The organism is Rhodococcus sp. (in: high G+C Gram-positive bacteria) (assembly GCF_049299235.1).
Taxonomy (GTDB): domain Bacteria; phylum Actinomycetota; class Actinomycetes; order Mycobacteriales; family Mycobacteriaceae; genus Rhodococcus.
The window spans coordinates 41,853-59,115 of the sequence record NZ_JBAQXC010000019.1 but is presented as its reverse complement, the minus strand read 5'-3'; the positions used below and the strand labels follow the sequence as shown (position 1 = coordinate 59,115).

General features: G+C 65.3%; 10 protein-coding genes. 9 read left to right on the top strand and 1 reads right to left on the bottom strand.

Annotation, left to right across the window (positions count from 1 at the left end; all coding sequences use genetic code 11):
* Positions 1 to 217: 217 nt before the first annotated feature.
* From WAX14_RS01495 to WAX14_RS01480, 4 genes are all read left to right on the top strand, one after another.
* On the top strand, positions 218 to 652 hold the full coding sequence (locus tag WAX14_RS01495; protein ID WP_422626327.1) for a hypothetical protein: 435 nt from the start codon (positions 218 to 220) through the stop codon (positions 650 to 652).
* The gene (locus tag WAX14_RS01490; RefSeq protein ID WP_422626326.1) at positions 634 to 2,238 is read left to right on the top strand and encodes a hypothetical protein; all 1,605 of its coding nucleotides are present in this window, start codon (positions 634 to 636) and stop codon (positions 2,236 to 2,238) included. The genes WAX14_RS01495 and WAX14_RS01490 overlap by 19 nt, the downstream gene beginning before the upstream one ends.
* Positions 2,235 to 3,029: a hypothetical protein gene (locus WAX14_RS01485; protein ID WP_422626325.1), complete on the top strand. Its 795-nt coding sequence runs from the start codon at positions 2,235 to 2,237 to the stop codon at positions 3,027 to 3,029. The genes WAX14_RS01490 and WAX14_RS01485 overlap by 4 nt, the downstream gene beginning before the upstream one ends.
* 73 nt (positions 3,030 to 3,102) lie before the next feature.
* Positions 3,103 to 3,960 (top strand): hypothetical protein, encoded by an 858-nt coding sequence (locus WAX14_RS01480; RefSeq protein ID WP_422626324.1) that lies wholly within the window; start codon positions 3,103 to 3,105, stop codon positions 3,958 to 3,960.
* Between the two features lie 33 nt (positions 3,961 to 3,993).
* Here the strand turns inward: WAX14_RS01480 and WAX14_RS01475 are convergent, their stop codons facing one another.
* Positions 3,994 to 4,734: a DoxX family membrane protein gene (locus WAX14_RS01475; RefSeq protein ID WP_422626323.1), complete on the bottom strand. Its 741-nt coding sequence runs from the start codon at positions 4,732 to 4,734 to the stop codon at positions 3,994 to 3,996.
* Positions 4,735 to 4,811: 77 nt separating this feature from the next.
* On the opposite strand from WAX14_RS01475, the gene WAX14_RS01470 reads away from it, so the two are divergent.
* From WAX14_RS01470 to WAX14_RS01450, 5 genes are all read left to right on the top strand, one after another.
* A complete protein-coding gene (locus WAX14_RS01470) occupies positions 4,812 to 5,963 on the top strand; it encodes a PQQ-dependent sugar dehydrogenase (protein ID WP_422626322.1) in 1,152 nt (383 codons plus the stop codon).
* Positions 5,964 to 6,128: 165 nt separating this feature from the next.
* The gene (locus tag WAX14_RS01465; RefSeq protein ID WP_422626321.1) at positions 6,129 to 10,256 is read left to right on the top strand and encodes a protein kinase domain-containing protein; all 4,128 of its coding nucleotides are present in this window, start codon (positions 6,129 to 6,131) and stop codon (positions 10,254 to 10,256) included.
* Positions 10,256 to 13,843 (top strand): BREX-2 system adenine-specific DNA-methyltransferase PglX, encoded by a 3,588-nt coding sequence (pglX, locus tag WAX14_RS01460; RefSeq protein WP_422626320.1) that lies wholly within the window; start codon positions 10,256 to 10,258, stop codon positions 13,841 to 13,843. Before WAX14_RS01465 ends, pglX begins: the two co-directional genes overlap by 1 nt.
* A gap of 12 nt (positions 13,844 to 13,855) precedes the next feature.
* Positions 13,856 to 16,063, top strand: coding sequence for an AAA family ATPase (locus WAX14_RS01455; protein WP_422626319.1), 2,208 nt, complete (start codon positions 13,856 to 13,858; stop codon positions 16,061 to 16,063).
* Positions 16,060 to 17,211, top strand: coding sequence for a 5-methylcytosine restriction system specificity protein McrC (locus WAX14_RS01450; protein ID WP_422626318.1), 1,152 nt, complete (start codon positions 16,060 to 16,062; stop codon positions 17,209 to 17,211). The genes WAX14_RS01455 and WAX14_RS01450 overlap by 4 nt, the downstream gene beginning before the upstream one ends.
* The last annotated feature ends 52 nt before the right edge of the window (positions 17,212 to 17,263 follow it).

Below are 17,263 nucleotides of genomic sequence, written 5' to 3'. Positions count from 1 at the left end.
CATGAACACAGTCTGTGCGTGCAATACATCCGGGGGGATCATCGAGATGCACGTCGATACTGTGATCAGCTTCGGTCTACCGGCTGATCGCGACCGCCGACATCTACGAGGTCACCGACGACGACTTCGTCGCCGACCTGTCGGTGGACGGCACTGCACTATGGTGACTCCAACTGTCACACAGGCCCTTTCGTGGATTCCCGACTCACTTCGAGCATTGGGTTCGGAGTGGTTGACCGCCGCGGCCACCGCCGGCAACCGCATTGCCGGTGCGGGTGACGTCACCACCGACTCCTACACCTACTGGGGTCCGGGCTCCGGTGACGCCATGCGTGACCACGTCCACGAGATCGTCCACACCGGAAAGAAATTGGCCACGGCACTGAGCGACGGACACGCGGCGCTGGACACACACCGCTCCCGGCTCCAGAACACGGTCGACACCGCGCTGACAGCGATCCGGGCCGCGGCGTCGTCCGGATTCACCGTCGCCGACGATGGCGCGGTCACACCGCCGCCGGTGAGCGGCGACTCGAACCCGACGACTTCCAACGCATCGGCGCGATCGTCGCGGCGATTCAGCTCTCCCCCGCCCAACTCGACACCCTCGCGCGCGGAGACACTGTCGACACCGTGCCGCCGGCCGCAATGAACTACCTACGCGACTTCTACCGCGAGGCCGGAACCAGCGGCCTGCTCGACATCGCCGAAAACCTCCGCGCCCGTGAACACTCGGGCGATCCGCACGCTGCCGCACAGCTCGACGCACTGGCCAACGGGCTGCTCACACTCTCGAACGAGAATGTCGGTGACGGCCAGACCACCGGCGGTTACGACCTGCTTCCCGACGACCTGAAAGACATCCTGTCCCGCATCAACGATGCCTCGGCCGATCGAGGACTCATGGGCAGCTTCTACGACGACGTCTACACCGAGCGACAGGCACCTGCGGTGGCCGATCTGCTCGCCGAAGCAAATCCGGGTTTCATTCCCGGCACCGAGTTCGCCTCCGAACTCGACCACGCGGCATCTCGCCTGGTCGATATCGCGACGGCCTCCCACGGTCTGTACCCCGAAAAGTACGATCCGATCGCCGAAAAGTTCCTCGAAATCGGCACGCGGAACGAGAGCGCCTCGTACGAACTGCTCACCTCCCCGGACGCTGCCCGAACGCTGATGCCGCTGCTCGAACACGAGTGGCGCGACGACGGAGCGACCGTCGGGCGACTCGTCGACTGGATAGCCGACGACGGAAGGTCGTCGCTGGGGGAAGTGAACCCTGCGCTGACGCAATCGATCGCCGCATCACTGTCCCCGTACGTGGTCGACATGGTCACCAGCGACAGAACCCTTTCGACCACATCGAGTTTCGGGCAACTGGGTCCGGTCGAAACAACCCGATTGTTCTCCGTACTCGACAGCGACCCACGGGCAGGCGCAGTCATCAGCGGGCACGCGCTCGCAGCCGCCGACGAGATCGACCACGCGTTCGCGCGGTCGGATCGGGAGCCGCCGCCGATCATGCTGGGGGAAACGTCGGGCCGACTACGTGCAGCGGTCGAAGGCGGACTCGATATCGAAATCGGCGACCGCGTAAACGATATCGACGAACGCAAGGCAGAACGAGCTACGACGCGCGCCGGGTTCTTCGGTGCGGCGCAGGCGATCGGTGCAGGCGCGCTGAGCTACCTTCCACCACCGTGGGGTGTCGCCGCATCCACCGGAACTTACGCTGTAGGTGCGTTTCTCGCCTCCGACATCATCGATGCTGATGGAAATCTTGCCGACGCGTACACACAATCACCCCAAGCGCGATTCAGGCTGGGAGCCGGCGACCCCGATACTCCGGACCAGACACAGGTCACCGACAACGAGATCAGCTACAGCATGTTCGCCGAGCTCGTCGAGACCGGTCGGATCCCCGTTACCTCGGTGTCCGAGTATGTGCGGAACGACGGCGGAGTGATCACCTACGCGGAACTCATCGAGAGGGAATCGACCGGCGACTTCGACTCATCTCGCGATCCAGCTAGAGGAAGACAGACGCTCATCGAGAGCCTGCCCGAGTATCTTAACGATGCCGGCCTCCGTTCGGCAGAGGGATACCTTCACCAGCATTCGATCGCTGTCGGCGCGTACCACAACATGATCTTCGGGCGGGTGAACGGAGACGGGACTTTCGACGCCGCGATTCGTGGCTCGGGAAGCCCCACCGCGATGAGCAGGTGGCCTGTATGACGATTACGCGAATCGGAGTGAGACTCCTCGCCCTGACCGTGCTGGCAACGGTCACCGCCTGCGGTTCTACCGGTACAACCGCACCGGTCACGAGTACCTCCACAGTGGCCACCACGCCCGGCGACTACCGGGTTCCCGACAACATGCGCACGTCCACCGTCGTCTGGTCCGCCGACGACGGCATCGATCTCCTCGGCGAATACGGCACGCTCACCCGAGGCGCCGTCGAAGCCAACCGTGTGGCGCTCGGCAGCGGACTCGACCAGAGCTACCCGGGTTACGCGCGCGCGATCGACCGGAAAACGGTCGACCATTACACCCAATTCGGCAGTGACGACGCCCCCGCCTACGGCACGGTCTACTACCACATCAGCGGAATCGAGCCGACCGAGAACGGTTTCGTCGCCCATACCTGCTACCAGAATTCGAATATTGCCTACGTGGCAGGCGACGGTCGCTATGTTCGAACCGTCTACAGCGGCGCCATGGGATCCAAAATCACCTTCGAACGAGCCGAACCCAGCACCAGCACCAGCACCAGCAGTCAGACAACACCAGCAGCGACCACCACAGCCGACCCCGACGCAACCGGACAGCCGCACTGGCAAGCACCGACCTACGACGTCTTCGTCGGCTGGAACATCATCCGCGGCGGATGGTCCGGACAGGATCACACCCTCGCATGCCGACAGTGGGGACAACAGTTCGCCACCGACGCCCCCGACCTCGGCACCGCCGAGATCCGGTCCGATACCCCACCCGACACCCTGCCCGCCTACCCCGGCTGGTAGCCCTGCCACGACAGGACGGGCCATCGCCTACCGTATCCACAGCGCGCGCAACATATCCGGGGGGATCACCGACGTGTACACCGAAGCCACGCGATGCAACGAACTCGCACCACGCAAGAGAATCGTGTCGACGACCGGTGTGCGCGCCACCATCGCAACCATCGCCCTTCTCACCACCATCACAGCGATCAGCGCCTGCAGCCCCACCGACACCACCGCGACGCCCGCATCGGCCACCAGCACCGCCACGATCACCACCACGCCCGGCGACTACCGGGTCCCCGACAACATGCGCAATTCCACCGTCGTCTGGTCCGCCGAACCCGGCATCGACCTCCTCGGTGAATACGGCACGCTCACCCGCGGCGCCGTCGAAGCCAACGACGTGGCGCTCGGCGGCGGACTCGACGCAAGCTACCCGGGTTACGCACGCGCGATCGACCGGAAAACAGTGGACCTTTACACCCAACTCGGCAGCGACGACGCCATCACACACGGCACCGCCTACTACCACATCAGAGGAATCGAACCGACCGACAACGGCTTCATCGCCCACACCTGCGAACAGATTTCGGATATTGCCTACACAGCACGCGACGGTCGCTACGTGCGATTCGTCGACGGCGGCGATATGGCTTCCAAGATCGCCTTCGAGCGAACAGAGCCCCCACCCGGTACCGGCTCCCGGCCGACGCCGACAGCGCCCGGACCGGACCCCGTCGGCGAGACCGGCCGTCCACAATGGCAAGCCCCGACCTACGACGTCTTCGCCGGCTGGAACATCATCCGCGGAGGATGGACCAGGCCCGGCCACACCCTCTCATGCCGACCGTGGGGACAACAGTTCGCCACCGACGCCCCCGACTACGGCACCGCCACCATCCGGTCCGACGCCCCACCCGACACCCTGCCCGCCTACCCCGGCTGGTAGAGGTGCGGACGAACAGTGCAGCAGGCGAACAACTCAGCGGACGAACAGCCAGAGGCACACACCGCCGGCGACACCGAGCAGCAACGCCACGAACGACCCGATGAACGGGCGGGTCGCCCAGCCGCGGGCTCCGTCAACGGCGATCCGTCCGGGTCCGGTCAGCACGATCGCCACCGCAGCCGCACCGAGCAGCACCTCGAACTCCACACCGGACTGTTCGGCGGCGAAGTACTGCACCCCCGGTTCGAGATTGTGTTTGAACAACACCGCATTGATCATGATCGCGACGACAGCCGCCGCCGCGAGCGGTGTCAGCAGCCCGAGCACGAGCAGGGCTCCGGCCGCGACCTCCCCGATCGCGCCGACGATGGCGAGCACGTCCGAATACCGGTAGCCGGCGTTCTCCACCAATGTTTCGAATCCGCCGAGCCCGGGCCCACCCCACCATCCGGTGAGCTTCTGCAGCCCGTGCACGATCATGGTGGCGCCGACCGCGAGACGCAGGATCAGCAGACCGAGGTCGAGGGTGCCGCGGCGTGCCTTCGGGGGTACCGCAGTGACATCCGGCTCGGGAGCCACCGGTTCCCTGTACATTTCCGACATTCCCGGCGGCTCCGGCCGGTAGATCTGCTCGGTCGGTCCGTCCAGCGACCTGCCGTCGAAGGCCAGGTCGTCGTCGGATTCGAGCCTCGACGATCGAGGGCGGTGCAGTTCCAGCGTCGGATTTTCGTACGGCTCCGGTTCCGGTACGGGTTCGTTCGCCTTGTCGCTCACACCGTCCAGGGTAGGTCTCGGGCTGCCACGCACCCGGTAACCGAGGCGACGCCCGGCGTGCCGGTAACGTTTGCGGCATGACGAGAGGTGCACGGTTGAGGGGTCCGCGGCGGCTGCCGACACTGATCGTGGCGATGGGTCTGCTCGCCGCGGTCACATCGTGCGCCCGGTTCGACGATGCCGCGTCGACCCCGTTCACCCCGGAACCGTCGTTCGACGGCGGCGCCGACGTCGGTCCGCTCGAGCAGTCGCCGTCGGAATCGACAACCCCGTCCGTCCCTCCTGTGCCACCCGGCCCGTGTGTGGATCCCGACCCCGCGGTCGTCGCCACCTGCCTCGACACCACCGGAGGTCTGGTCACTGTGCCCGACGGCAGTTCGGCGTTCGTGGCCGAACGCCGTACCGGGCGGATTCTGCAGGTCGCTCCCGGCGCGAAACCGGTGGAGGTCGCGACGATCCCCGTGGACGGGTCCGGCGACGGCGGACTGCTCGACCTGACCCTGTCGCCCACGTTCGGCGAGGACCGCTTGTTGTACGCATACATCACGACCGCGGTCGACAACCGGATCGTGCGGATCGCCGCCGGGGACGTCCCCAAAGATGTGCTGACCGGCATCCCGCGCGGTGCGAGCGGCAACGCCGGTGCCGTCGAATTCGTCACCCCCACCGAGTTGGCAGTCCTGACAGGAGACACCGGAAATCCCTCTGCGGCAACAGACCCCGCGTCGTGGGCCGGGAAGCTGCTGCGCGTCCCCCTGCCTGCTCCCGGTGGCCCGGCACCGGCCCCGACAGTGGTGTTGTCGGGTATCGGCACCGCGGGCGACGTGTGCCGCGACCCGATCGGCAATCTGTGGATCACCGACCGCACACCCCTCGAAGATCGGTTGCAGCGGGTCGGTTCGGACGGGTCCGTCGCCGCCGCACCGGTGTGGACGTGGCCGGAACGGCCCGGGCTCGCCGGATGCGCGGCCGGACCCGATGCGGTCGCGATCTCACTGACCGACGGCAAGGCGGTGTCGGTGGTCGCCACCGACCCGGGGACCGGCGCGGTCACCGCAGCGCCGGTCCTGGCCGTGCAGGACCGGTACGGGCGGCTGCGCGGCGCGTCGGCAGGCGCGGACGGGTTGCTGTGGGTCTCCACCGTCAACACCGACGGCGGCGAACCGGGACCGAACGACGATCGTGTGGTGCGCATCCAGTTCCCCGCGGGCGGCGGCGGATTCGATTGATCTTGTTGAACCCGTGGGGTACGGGCGAACGATCGCCGTGCGCGAACGAGGCCACCGTCGGCACCTCGTGTCGGGATGAGCGCAATGCCGATGCCTTGGTAACCTCGTTGCCTGGTTGTACGCGACCCGGTTCGGCCGCGACAGGGATTCGTGACAGGCGGTGACGTGGCGCAAGGCAATGACCGTTGGGTCGAGGTGTCGAAGTCGGCGTTCGCTCACGAAACAGAGGGTCTGAACTTTCTCCGCGAGATCGTCCCGAATGCCTCGCCGTATCGGGTGTGGACGAACTTCGAGTTCATGGACAACCACGGCATCTGGCATGAGGTCGACGCGCTCGTGCTGGGCCGGCGCCGTGTGCATCTGATCGAACTCAAGCACTTCGTCGGTCGTCTCGGCGGCAACGAAACCAATTGGGTACGTAAGCTGCCGAACGGCAAGCTCCGAACCCAGCGTTCCCCGCTCCTGCTGACGCGCCGCAAGGCGCAGCGGTTGGCCACCCGGATCGAGGAGGAAGCCCGCAAGGTTGCGATCGACAACGGGCTGAATCCGGAGAAGGTGCGCCGGGCGCTGCCGTTCGTGCAGGAGTCGGTGTTTCTGCACGCGGCGGACTTCACCGTCGACATGCCGGATTTGGCCAAGTCCGGGCTGTTCGGCCTCGACGGGCACGAGACGTTCTCGAAGCTGCCGGGGATCTCCACCCGCATTCTCGAGCCACCCACGGACGGCCGCCGCGTCGACGAGGATCTCAGCGTCATCATCGCGCTGGCCTTGCGGAACCTCGGGGTCGCTCGCCGCACCGAACGCGACGCGGGCTCGTGGACCATCTCCGGGGCACCGCTCGCCTCGGGTGACGATTGGCAGGAGTGGCCGGCCAAGCACAAGGGCACCGACGAGCAGGCCCGCGCCCGCATCGTCTCGTTCCGCCCGGGGACACCGACGCATGCCCGTGCCGCCGCGCATCGGAAGATGCAGCGCGAGTACACGTTGCTGGCGTCACTGCGACACGAGTCGATCGTGGCCCCGCGCGATCTGGTGCAGGACGACGACGGCAACACCGTCCTCGTCTACCCGGAAACCCCCGGCTACGAGCCGCTCGATCTGGCGTTGGCGACGCGCACTCTCACCGCCGAGCAGGCGCTGACCGTGCTGACTCGGGTCTCCGAAGCCCTGGCGTACGCGCACCGCAATCACGTCGCGCACCGGGGCCTCGGCCCGTCGTCGGTGCTCATCCACACCGAACGGCTGGATGCGGGCCGGGTCGAGGTGCGGTTGGTGGATTGGTCGTGGGCGGGTCGCATCCACGACGGCGGTACCCGCTCCGGAACGATGCTCGGGACCGCGGTGACCGCGACCGGCGGCGCCGCCGCGGACGAGGTGTATCAGGCACCGGAGGACCGGTGGGCGCCCGATTCGGACCGCATCGCACTGGACGTGTTCTCCCTCGGTGCGCTCGCGTACTTCCTGCTGTCCGGCGGGCAGAACCCGGCCCGCGACCGCGCGGCACTGCTGGAACGGTTGCGGCTCGAGCAGGGGCTGGACCTGGCGGCGGCGACGGGCCGGTTCGTCGACGAGAAGCTGCGCGAGCTGGTGCTGCGGACCACGAACCCGTCGGTGTCGAAACGTGTTGGTATCGAATCCAAGTCGGGGCGCCCGACGTTCGGGGCACAGCAGTTCGCGGCCGAGTTGGACGCCTATCGTCGGGCATCGACGACCGCGGCGTCGCAGATCGATCCGCTGAACCCGCCGACCGGTGCGCTGCTCGACGACCGCTTCGAGGTGCTGCAGGTGCTCGGGTCCGGGTCCACCGCCCGCGGCATCCTCGTCGCCGATCACGAGGCCGACGGCCGGCAGCGCGTGCTCAAGGTCGGTCTCGACGACACCGCCGCGCACCGGCTGCGGGACGAGGCGGAGGTCCTGACGACGCTGGCTCAGCAGCAGCCCCCGGTACCGGGGGTGGTGGAGCTGATCGAAGGCCCGCTGCAGTTGGCGCACCGCACCGCGCTGCTGCTGAGCAACTGCGGCGAGCAGACCCTCGCCGACGTCGTCCGCTACACCCCGCTCGGCGAGTCGCAGCTGAAGATGTGGGGCCTCGGCCTGCTCGACGCGGTGGTCGCGTTGGACGCCGCGGGCATCACACACCGCGACATCAAACCCGCGAACCTGGGCTTGTCCCGCCCGGAGGGGAAGAGGTCCGCGAAAGCACGTCTGGCGCTGTTCGACTTCTCACTGTCCCGCGCGGCGGTCGACCAGATCGACGCCGGCACTCCCCCGTATCGGGATCCGTTCCTCGGCACCGGGATTCGGACCGTCTACGATTCGGCCGCGGAAAGGTACTCGGCGGCGGTGGTGCTGTACGAGATGGCGACGGCCAGCACCCCCCTCTACGGCGACGGGGTGAGCGATCCGCGGGTGCTCACCGACGACGTGTCGGTGTCGGCGGAGGATTTCGGCGGGCACTCGCGTACCCGAGCCGAAGCACTGGCCGGCTTCTTCCGGACCGCGCTGGCCCGCAACGCACGTGACCGGTTCGATACGGCGGCGGCGATGCGCGCCGCGTGGGCTGCGGTGTTCGCGGCCAAGGCCGTCGATCCCGAACCGGTGCCCGCGGTGGTGCATGCACCTGTCGCGACGGGTACGGCGACACTCGTGGCGCCGACGGTCACCGTGGGCGAACCCGTCGCCACCTACGCTTCCTTGAAGGTACTCACAGCCGAGTTCGCGCGGGCGGCGGCAACGAAATCGTCGGCGATCCGGCGGCAGGTGGTGGAACTGATCCTCGGCAGTCACGAGCTGTCGCCGGCCGATCCGTTCGTCACCTATCAAGTGCTGTCGCCGCTCGCGAAGGTGACGTCGGGACGGATCGCGCAGATCTTCGGTGAGCTTCGGGAACTGTGGGCGAAGAACCCGCAGCTCGCGGCGACCGTCGACCAGTTGTATCGACGTGGTGTGGTGCTGCTCGAATCAACCGGTGGGGCAAGCACTCCCGAGCTGCTGGCCCGGGAGCTGGTGAGTGCGCTGGACACCGATGGCGTGTCCGATCCGCAGCGCGCCGCGCTCGGCGTGCTGCGCCTGGTCCTGGCGTCCGCGCCGCCCCCGCCCGAGGCCGCGCCGGGCGAGGCGGATTCGGGCGAGAACCGCGAGCCGCGGTTGGTGCGTCGTCAGTCGACGGGCACGGTGGCGATGATCGCGACCTTCGAGGAGCGCCGCTTGGCTCGGGTGCTCGCCCGGGAGGCAGACCGTCTCGTGGAGGCTGCCGGCGCCGCGCAGGGCTTTGCGCTGGTTGCCTCCTCGGACGCGGCGGGACCACTGCGAGCGGTCGCCGCGTCGGTGCTCGATATCGCACCGGAACAGGTGGAGATCCCGCCATACGTACTGTTGCGCATTGCAGCGGCGTCGTCCGGCGAGGTGACCTTGTCGGCGCGCGACGAACTGCACACCCGCACGCTGCCGATCCACGATGTGCTGGCGTTGCTGCTGCAGGGTCTGTCCACGTCGGACGCGTTCAGCCGGGCGGAGCTGGAATCGCGGGTCGCCGCACGGTTCCCGACGCTCACGAAGTCGCTGCCCCGCCGCCCCGAACTCGATGCTCTCGTCGCCACCGTTGTGCCGGGGATGGTGTGGAGCGAGGAGCGCGGTCGCTACCAGTTCCAGGATGCACCTGCGCAGCACTCGCACGTGCCCACTCGGCACACGATCGCCGGCGCACCCGCCGTGGCGGGCGGGTCCGGAAGTGACGTCGAGTTGCTGTTGCACGCCAGCATCCGGGAGCGCACGTTCCGCGCGCTCGGGGTGCCGATGGGTGCTTCCGATCAAGTCGCGGAGGCACTGGCGCAGCGGTTCGGCGCGGTGCGCGTCGACGTCACCGAGGTGCTGCTCGGGGAGCTGCGGTCGCGGGCCGCACAGGCCGGGATTCCGTGGGAGGCGATCCTCGCCGCGGACTCCGGCGCAGCCGCCGACCGTGAGGGATTGAAGGGGTTTGTCGCACAGTCGATCCCGGCGGTCGTCGACGCTGTCAACGCGGCCGGTGGGCCGGTGGTGCTGACAGACCTGTCGACACTCGCCGCGTACGGCCAGTTGGGTACGTTGCTGGCGTGGGTGGATGTAACGAATCCGCCGCCGCACGCGGTATGGGCGTTGATCCCGCAACCGGAAGAGTCGGGGGGCCGGCCCGGCGCGCGCGTCGACGGCACCGCCCTCCCCCGCACCACCCCGGAACAGTTCGTGCAAGTGGACCGGTTCGGTCTGCGAGCGTTGTTGACCAGTGAAGATCGATCGATGAAGGAGCATGTCTGATGGCGGCGCCCCTCCACACCAGGGCTACGATTTCGGGAGCCGCGCTCAAGGATGCACTCAAACCGCAGTTGACGTTGCTGGTCGACGACATGCGCGCCAAACTCACGGCCGACGCCGATGATTTGGAACGCTGGCGGGCGACGCACCGCCAGGCCGTGTCGGACAAGCGCACTGCGGTGTCGTGGACAGACTGGTCGGAGGACCAGCTCACCCAGGCCGCCGTCGGCTGGCTGCTGACGTCCGTGTTCGTGCGGTTCTGCGAGGACAACCTCCTCCTCGGCGAAACTGCCGTGTGGATCACTCACCCCGACCAGATGCTCCGACAGCGGGCGGTGGACGCTGAGCAGGCGTTCTACCGCAGCGACACCAGCAACTCGTACCGTGAGTGGCTGGCGCAGTCGTTCGATGCGTTGCGGAAGTTCCCTGCAACACAGTCTTTGGTGGACGAGCACGCGGCATTGAACATCATCGCGCCGACATCCGACGCGGTGCATCAGGTGCTCTCATTCTGGCGGCAGGTCGACGACGCCGGTGAGTTGGTGTGGACATTCCGCGATCCGGAGCTGTCCACCCGTTTCTTGGGTGATCTGTATCAGGATCTGTCGGATTTCGCGAAGAAGAAGTACGCGCTGCTGCAGACGCCGGAGTTCATGGAGGAGTTCATCCTCGACCAGACCCTCGAGCCTGCGTTGAAGGACCGTCCGCTGGAGGGCTTCAAAGTCATCGACCCGACCTGTGGGTCGGGGCACTTCCTGCTGGGCGCGTTCGCGCGGCTCGTGGATCGGTGGCACCGGGAGGCGCCAGGACTGGATCTGCGGACGCGCGTCGACAAGGCACTGTCGTCTGTGTACGGCGTGGATTTGAACCCGTTCGCGGTTGCGATCGCGAAGTTCCGCCTGATCGTCGCCGCGTTGAAGGCATGTGGGGAAACGACTTTGGTGAACGCGCCGAAGTTCACTTTGAATCTCGCGAACGGGGATTCGCTCCTGCACGGGACTGAACAGGGTGGGGCGGAAGCGCTCGACTACGGCGACTTGAGCTTCGACAAGGACGCGGTGGTGTCCGGGTTCGCGTACTCCACGGAGGATGTGACGCTGCTGCGGAAGATCCTCGCGCCGGGACAGTATGACGTTGTAGTCGGAAATCCCCCTTACATTACAGTCAAGGATAAGGCACTCAATGCCCGATATCGAGAGATTTATCGCCGTTGCCATCGCGAATACGCTCTAACGATCCCATTCATGGAGCGATTTTTTTCTCTTGCGAGTACGGGGCTCCGGCCCGGCTGGATCGGGCAAATTACTTCCAACTCTTTCATGAAGCGTGAATTTGGCGTACCAATCGTCGAGCAATTCCTGCGGAACAAGGACATAACATTGGTCGCGGACACGTCCGGGACCTACATTCCAGGCCATGCAACTCCAACCCTCATTCTCGTCGCCCGGAACCGGGAACCGATCAGCGCAACGGTACGCGCTGCCCTTGCAATCAAAGGCAAAACAGAAGACACTCTGAATCCATCGGAAGGCATCGTCTGGCAGTCAATTACGCACAATATCGACTCACCTGGATTTGAGAACGAATGGATCTCGATCGTCGACCTTCCTCGAGCGCACCTCGACACACACCCTTGGGCACTAAGCGGCGGCGGGGCAGTGGAGTTGCTGCAATCGATATCCTCAGCAGCACAATTCACCCTATCTGAAATCTCGAACGAAGTCGGCTACTGTGCAGTCACGGGCGAAGATTCCGCGTTCCAGATATCTGACATAAGCACCGCGAATCGCCTGGGTGTTGCATGCACCCGCCAACTCATCGAGGGTCCCGACCTTCGCGACTGGGTCGAACCCCGAGGCGAGACCGCAATCTGGACCTACGGGTCAGATTATCAAGTTATACCGATCGATCAGATCGGCGGTGAGAGCACCCTCTGGAGAAACCGAGCGACACTAAGAAACCGTAGAAAGTTCGGCATTTCAATGCAAGAGCGCGACCTTCCCTGGTTCGAGTGGCGGGAACTATACCCTTCAAAGTTGACCGCCGCCAGACGAATCGCGTATGCACAAATATCCTCACACAACAATTTTGTACTGAGCGACAGCAGTGCGGTCTTTAAACACTCAATACAAGTTATTACCCTTACCGACTCCAGCGTCGAAAGCTATCTGTCGACAGTTGCACTACTAAATAGTTCAGTTGCAAATTTCTGGCTTCGGCAGAACTGCCAAAAAAAGGGTGGTGGCGGCCTGGGCGGAGGTGACGCCAACCAACCGTGGGCCCACACATACGATTTCAACGGAACCACAGTTGGCGACTTTCCACTAGTGGAATTCGAGTCGATCGGCCGCATCCAGAACATCCAGGAACTAGCAACGGCGTTTGCACATCTGGAGCCTGAGCGAGTTTTTTCCACCTTAGCCCCGAATACCACCCGGGCTCACTCGGCCAGCAAAGAGCAAGAACACATTCGCGGACGTATGATTTCAGAACAGGAGGAGCTCGACTGGGAGGCCTACAGCAACTACGACCTCATCGACGATGAGCTGTTTCTTCCCGTTGGCCAGGCACCCCGGATCGCGCTCGGGGAGCGAGCATTCGAGATCGCATTGGCCCGCAAGATGGCAGCTGGCGAAGTCGAGACCGAGTGGTTCTCACGCCACGGCTCGAAACCGATCACCAAGTTCCCTGCACATTGGTCGGCCGAATACCGCGAACTCGTCGAGAAGCGACTGCAGGCGATTGAGTCGAACCCATTCATCCGCCTGCTGGAGCGCCCCGAATACAAGCGCCGCTGGGCCGGGGACTCGTGGGATGTGAAACTGCAGCGGGCGCTGAAGAACTGGATGCTCGATCGCCTCGAAGACAAGTCACTGTGGTTCACCCCGCAAGGCACCCCGCAGATGCTGTCTGCCGCCGAACTCGCCGGACACGTCGAGAAGGACCCCGAGTTCATCACCGCACTCGACCTATGGTCGGGCAAGAAGGACGCGCCTGTCACCGACACCCTCGTCAAGCTTCTCGCTGATGAAGCGGTGCCGTACCTGGCTGCGATGCGGTACAAGGACTCCGGTTTGCGCAAGCGCGCGGAGTGGGAACGCGTGTGGGATCTGCAGCGCGACGAGGACGCCGGACTGATCAAGGCGACGGATATCCCGGTGCCGCCGAAATACACGAGCGCCGATTTCCTCAAGTCGTCGTTCTGGAGCCATCGCGGCAAACTCGACGTGCCGAAGGAGCGTTTCATTTCCTACCCCGGCGCCGGCCGCGCCACCGACCCGACGCCGCTGTTGGGTTGGTCGGGCTGGAACCACGCACAGCAGGGCATCGCGTTGGCGACGATTTATGCCTACCGCGAATCCGAAGGTATCGAGCTGTCCGAGTTGGTCCCGGTGGTCGCCGGTATCGCCGAGGTGTTGCCGTGGGTCAAGCAGTGGCACAGCGGTGTCGACCCGACCTTCGGCATCGACCTCGCCGACTACCTGAGCGGCCAACTCAACGAGAAGTCCGCCGCGGTCGGTGTTCCCGTCCCCGACCTCGGGCAGTGGCGTCCGCCCAAGACAACTCGCGGCCGCAAGACGAAGGTGTAAGGAGCGCTTCTCGTGGTCGACTACTGGGGAATCCACAACGACCGTATCGACATCGATCCGCTCGCGGACAATGCCGTGCGGGTCGGGTGGGACGAGATGCCCGATCTGCGCACGCTCGACGCCACGCGCGACGCCTTCCGGAAAGCCGTCGCCGACGCCTACCCCGACGAGCACAAGAGCCATGCCGCGAGCGCCGGCACGCTGTACCGCTTCGTCCACGAGATGAGCGACGGCGACATCGTCGTCTCCCCGAACCGCGCCGACCGGACCTTGCGCATCGGCAGAATCTGCGGACCGTACGAGTATCGGCCGGAGACGCCGTACCAGCACTGGCGTCCCGTCCAGTGGCTCATCCCCCGCATCAGCCGCGACGAACTGTCCGAAGCCGCTCAGAACGAACTGAGTTCGGCCACGACATTGTTCCGCATCCAGACCGCCCGTCCGGAACTCGAACACCTCCTCGACCACGGTCGGCCGGTAACAGGGAAAGCAGACTTTACCTGGGTGCCGTTCTACACCGAACTTGCCGACAAACTGGTCCCGTTCCGTGATCGCCGAGGGGACCTCCTCGACATCCTCTGGGATGCTGCAGGACGCTCAGGTGCCGAGCGTCTGTTCCGCTACCTGAAGACCGATCATCGCCTCGACGGCACGATCGGTGCCCTAACCGACATCGACCCGTTCACCGTCTACGGCCCGTTCAACCGCGGCATCACCGACTCCCGCCGGACACGGATCGCCGAGGCGTACCGCGATGCCTTCGGAATCGCTGCTCCCGCGCCCACCAGGTTCGACGGAATCCCTGTGGTGGACAACAGGAACTCGTGGTTTATCCGCTGGGAGATCGATCGCGCCGACGATGCCGTCGACAGGCTGTGGGATCTGTTCGAGGCAGCGAAGGCATACGCCGAATCCCGAGGTGAGACGAACCGGGAAAGACTCATCACCGCGTTCGACGGCGCTGCAACCGGTCAGACACGCATGCTCACCATGGGCACCTACTGGGTTCGGCCGGAAACCTTCACCGCATTCGACGGCGTCAACTCGCGTTTCCTCGCGAACGCATACCCCGAGATCGCCGCCCACCTCAACCTCGGGGGAAAGATCTCCGGTGAGGACTTTCTGGTCAACACCGAAACCGTCACCAGCTGGCTCAGCTCGTCGTCGTCACCGTTCGCCACGCCACCTGAACTCTCCCGGAGCGCCTGGCTCTACCAAGGAACCGCCGGGAGTTCATCGGCGACCGCGACGGACGGATCCGCCACGCCCTCGGAGTCGACCGCGACCGGAGGTCCGGTGAACGTATCCGACGTAGCGGACGGGTACACGGTCGCAGATATCGTTGCCGACGGCTCCTTCCTCGACGTCCAGCTTCTCGAGTCGATGATCGAGGCCGTGAAGTCGAAGAAGAACATCATCCTTCAGGGTCCCCCAGGCACCGGGAAGACCTGGCTGGCGAGGCGACTGGGCTGGGTCCTGTGCGATGAGCGCGGATCCAAGCGGACAACTCTCCTGCAGTTCCATCCTTCGATGTCGTACGAAGACTTCGTGCGCGGTTTCCGTCCGGGATCGGACGGCACACTGACCCTGGTCGACGGGCCGCTCCTGACCGCCGCGGACAAGGCCCGCAAGGATCCGGGCAACGACTACGTCCTGGTGATCGAGGAGATCAATCGCGGCAATCCCGCGCAGATCTTCGGTGAGATGCTGACCCTGCTGGAACACGACAAACGTCACCCCGACAGTGCACTGAACCTCGCCTATCCACGCGAGGGTGAAGGACCGTTCCACCTGCCCGAAAACCTGCACGTGATCGGAACGATGAACGTCGCAGATCGCTCCCTGGCGCTGGTGGACATGGCCCTCCGGCGCAGATTCGCGTTCTTCGACCTGCAACCGGAATTCAACGACGCTTGGCGGGAGTTCGTGACCGGTCGCGGATACGACGACGCGGTCGTCGACCACATCGCGGAACGGATGACCGCACTGAACGACGTGATCGCGGCCGACCCGAACCTCGGCAAGGACTACGGCATCGGCCACTCCTACTTCACCCCGGGGTCAGTGGCGGAGGCGGGCGAGCATTTCTCCGAGAAGTGGTTCCAGCGGGTGGTTCGCTTCGAGATCGCGCCACTGCTCGCCGAGTACTGGTTCGACAAGCCGCAGCAGGTGCAGGATCAGCTTCGGATCCTGCAGAAGCCGAGCGATCGGCCGTCGTGACGACTTCGGCCGAGGAGACTCGCCTGGTCACCTCGTCACAGATCCCGGTGCGAAATCTGTGGCTGCTGGAACTGTTCGCCTCCCACCTGTACCGGCGCGGCGGCGCCGACCTCGCCGGGTTCGAAACCATGCCGGAGGAACTTCCCGACGCGGTGACCCGGTTGCTCGTGTACGAGACCGAGACACGCCTACGACAGAGCCTGTCCGTCGGCTTCCGACGACGGCAGGATCAACTCCCCCGAGTACGCGGCCGGATCGACGTGCTCGACACCTATCGCCATCGCTACCTCGACCGCGGCCGGGTGTCGTGCAGATTCGACGAGATCGTCGTCGACACACCGGGAAACCGTCTGGTGCGTGCCGCGCTGAGCCGCGCTACGCGACTGGTGAACGACCCGGAACTCGCGCAACGCACCCGCGCACTCCAGGAACGATTCCGGGCGTTCGGTGTCGGTGATTCGCCGCCGCGAGCAGCCGAGATCTCTGCCCTGCTTGCGGACCGGAGCATGGTCCGAGACCGCAGAATGCTCTGTGCCGCCGAACTTCTCCTGACGTTCCGTATCCCCGCACCGGGCGGCGACGGACGAGCCTTCGTCGACATCGCCGACGGCGACCACTTCCTGCGAAGACTCTTCGAACACGCCGTTCACGGCTTCTTCGAACATCGACTGTCCCCTGCCGGCTGGTCGGTCCGGCACGGCCACCAGCTCGACTGGGATATCGAATCCTCATCGCCCGGACTACGGGCCCTGTTGCCGAGCATGTTCACCGATGTGGAGCTCGAGCAGACCTCGGCCCGCAGGCACATCGTGATCGACACCAAGTTCACCTCGATCACCCGCCCGAACCAGTACGACCGGGACCGCTTCAAGAGCGAATACATCTACCAGATGTATTCGTACTTGATGTCCCAGCACGATCGCCGCTCAGCGGCGGGGCTACCACCGTCCGAAGGGCTGCTGCTGCACCCTGTTGTGCGCGGCCACGTCGACGAAGAATTGACTGTACAGGGCCACCGGATCCGCTTCTACACAGTCGATTTGGCCGCACGGGCCGATATCGTGATCGCACAGCTCGTCGGTGCGGTCAGCGATGGCCCGGCCGATCCTGTGCCCGATTGCAGTCGTTGGAGACGGAGGCACCGATGAGTGTTCAGGACGATGGCCTCGAGATGTTCCTGGCCGAAAGCGCAACACCATC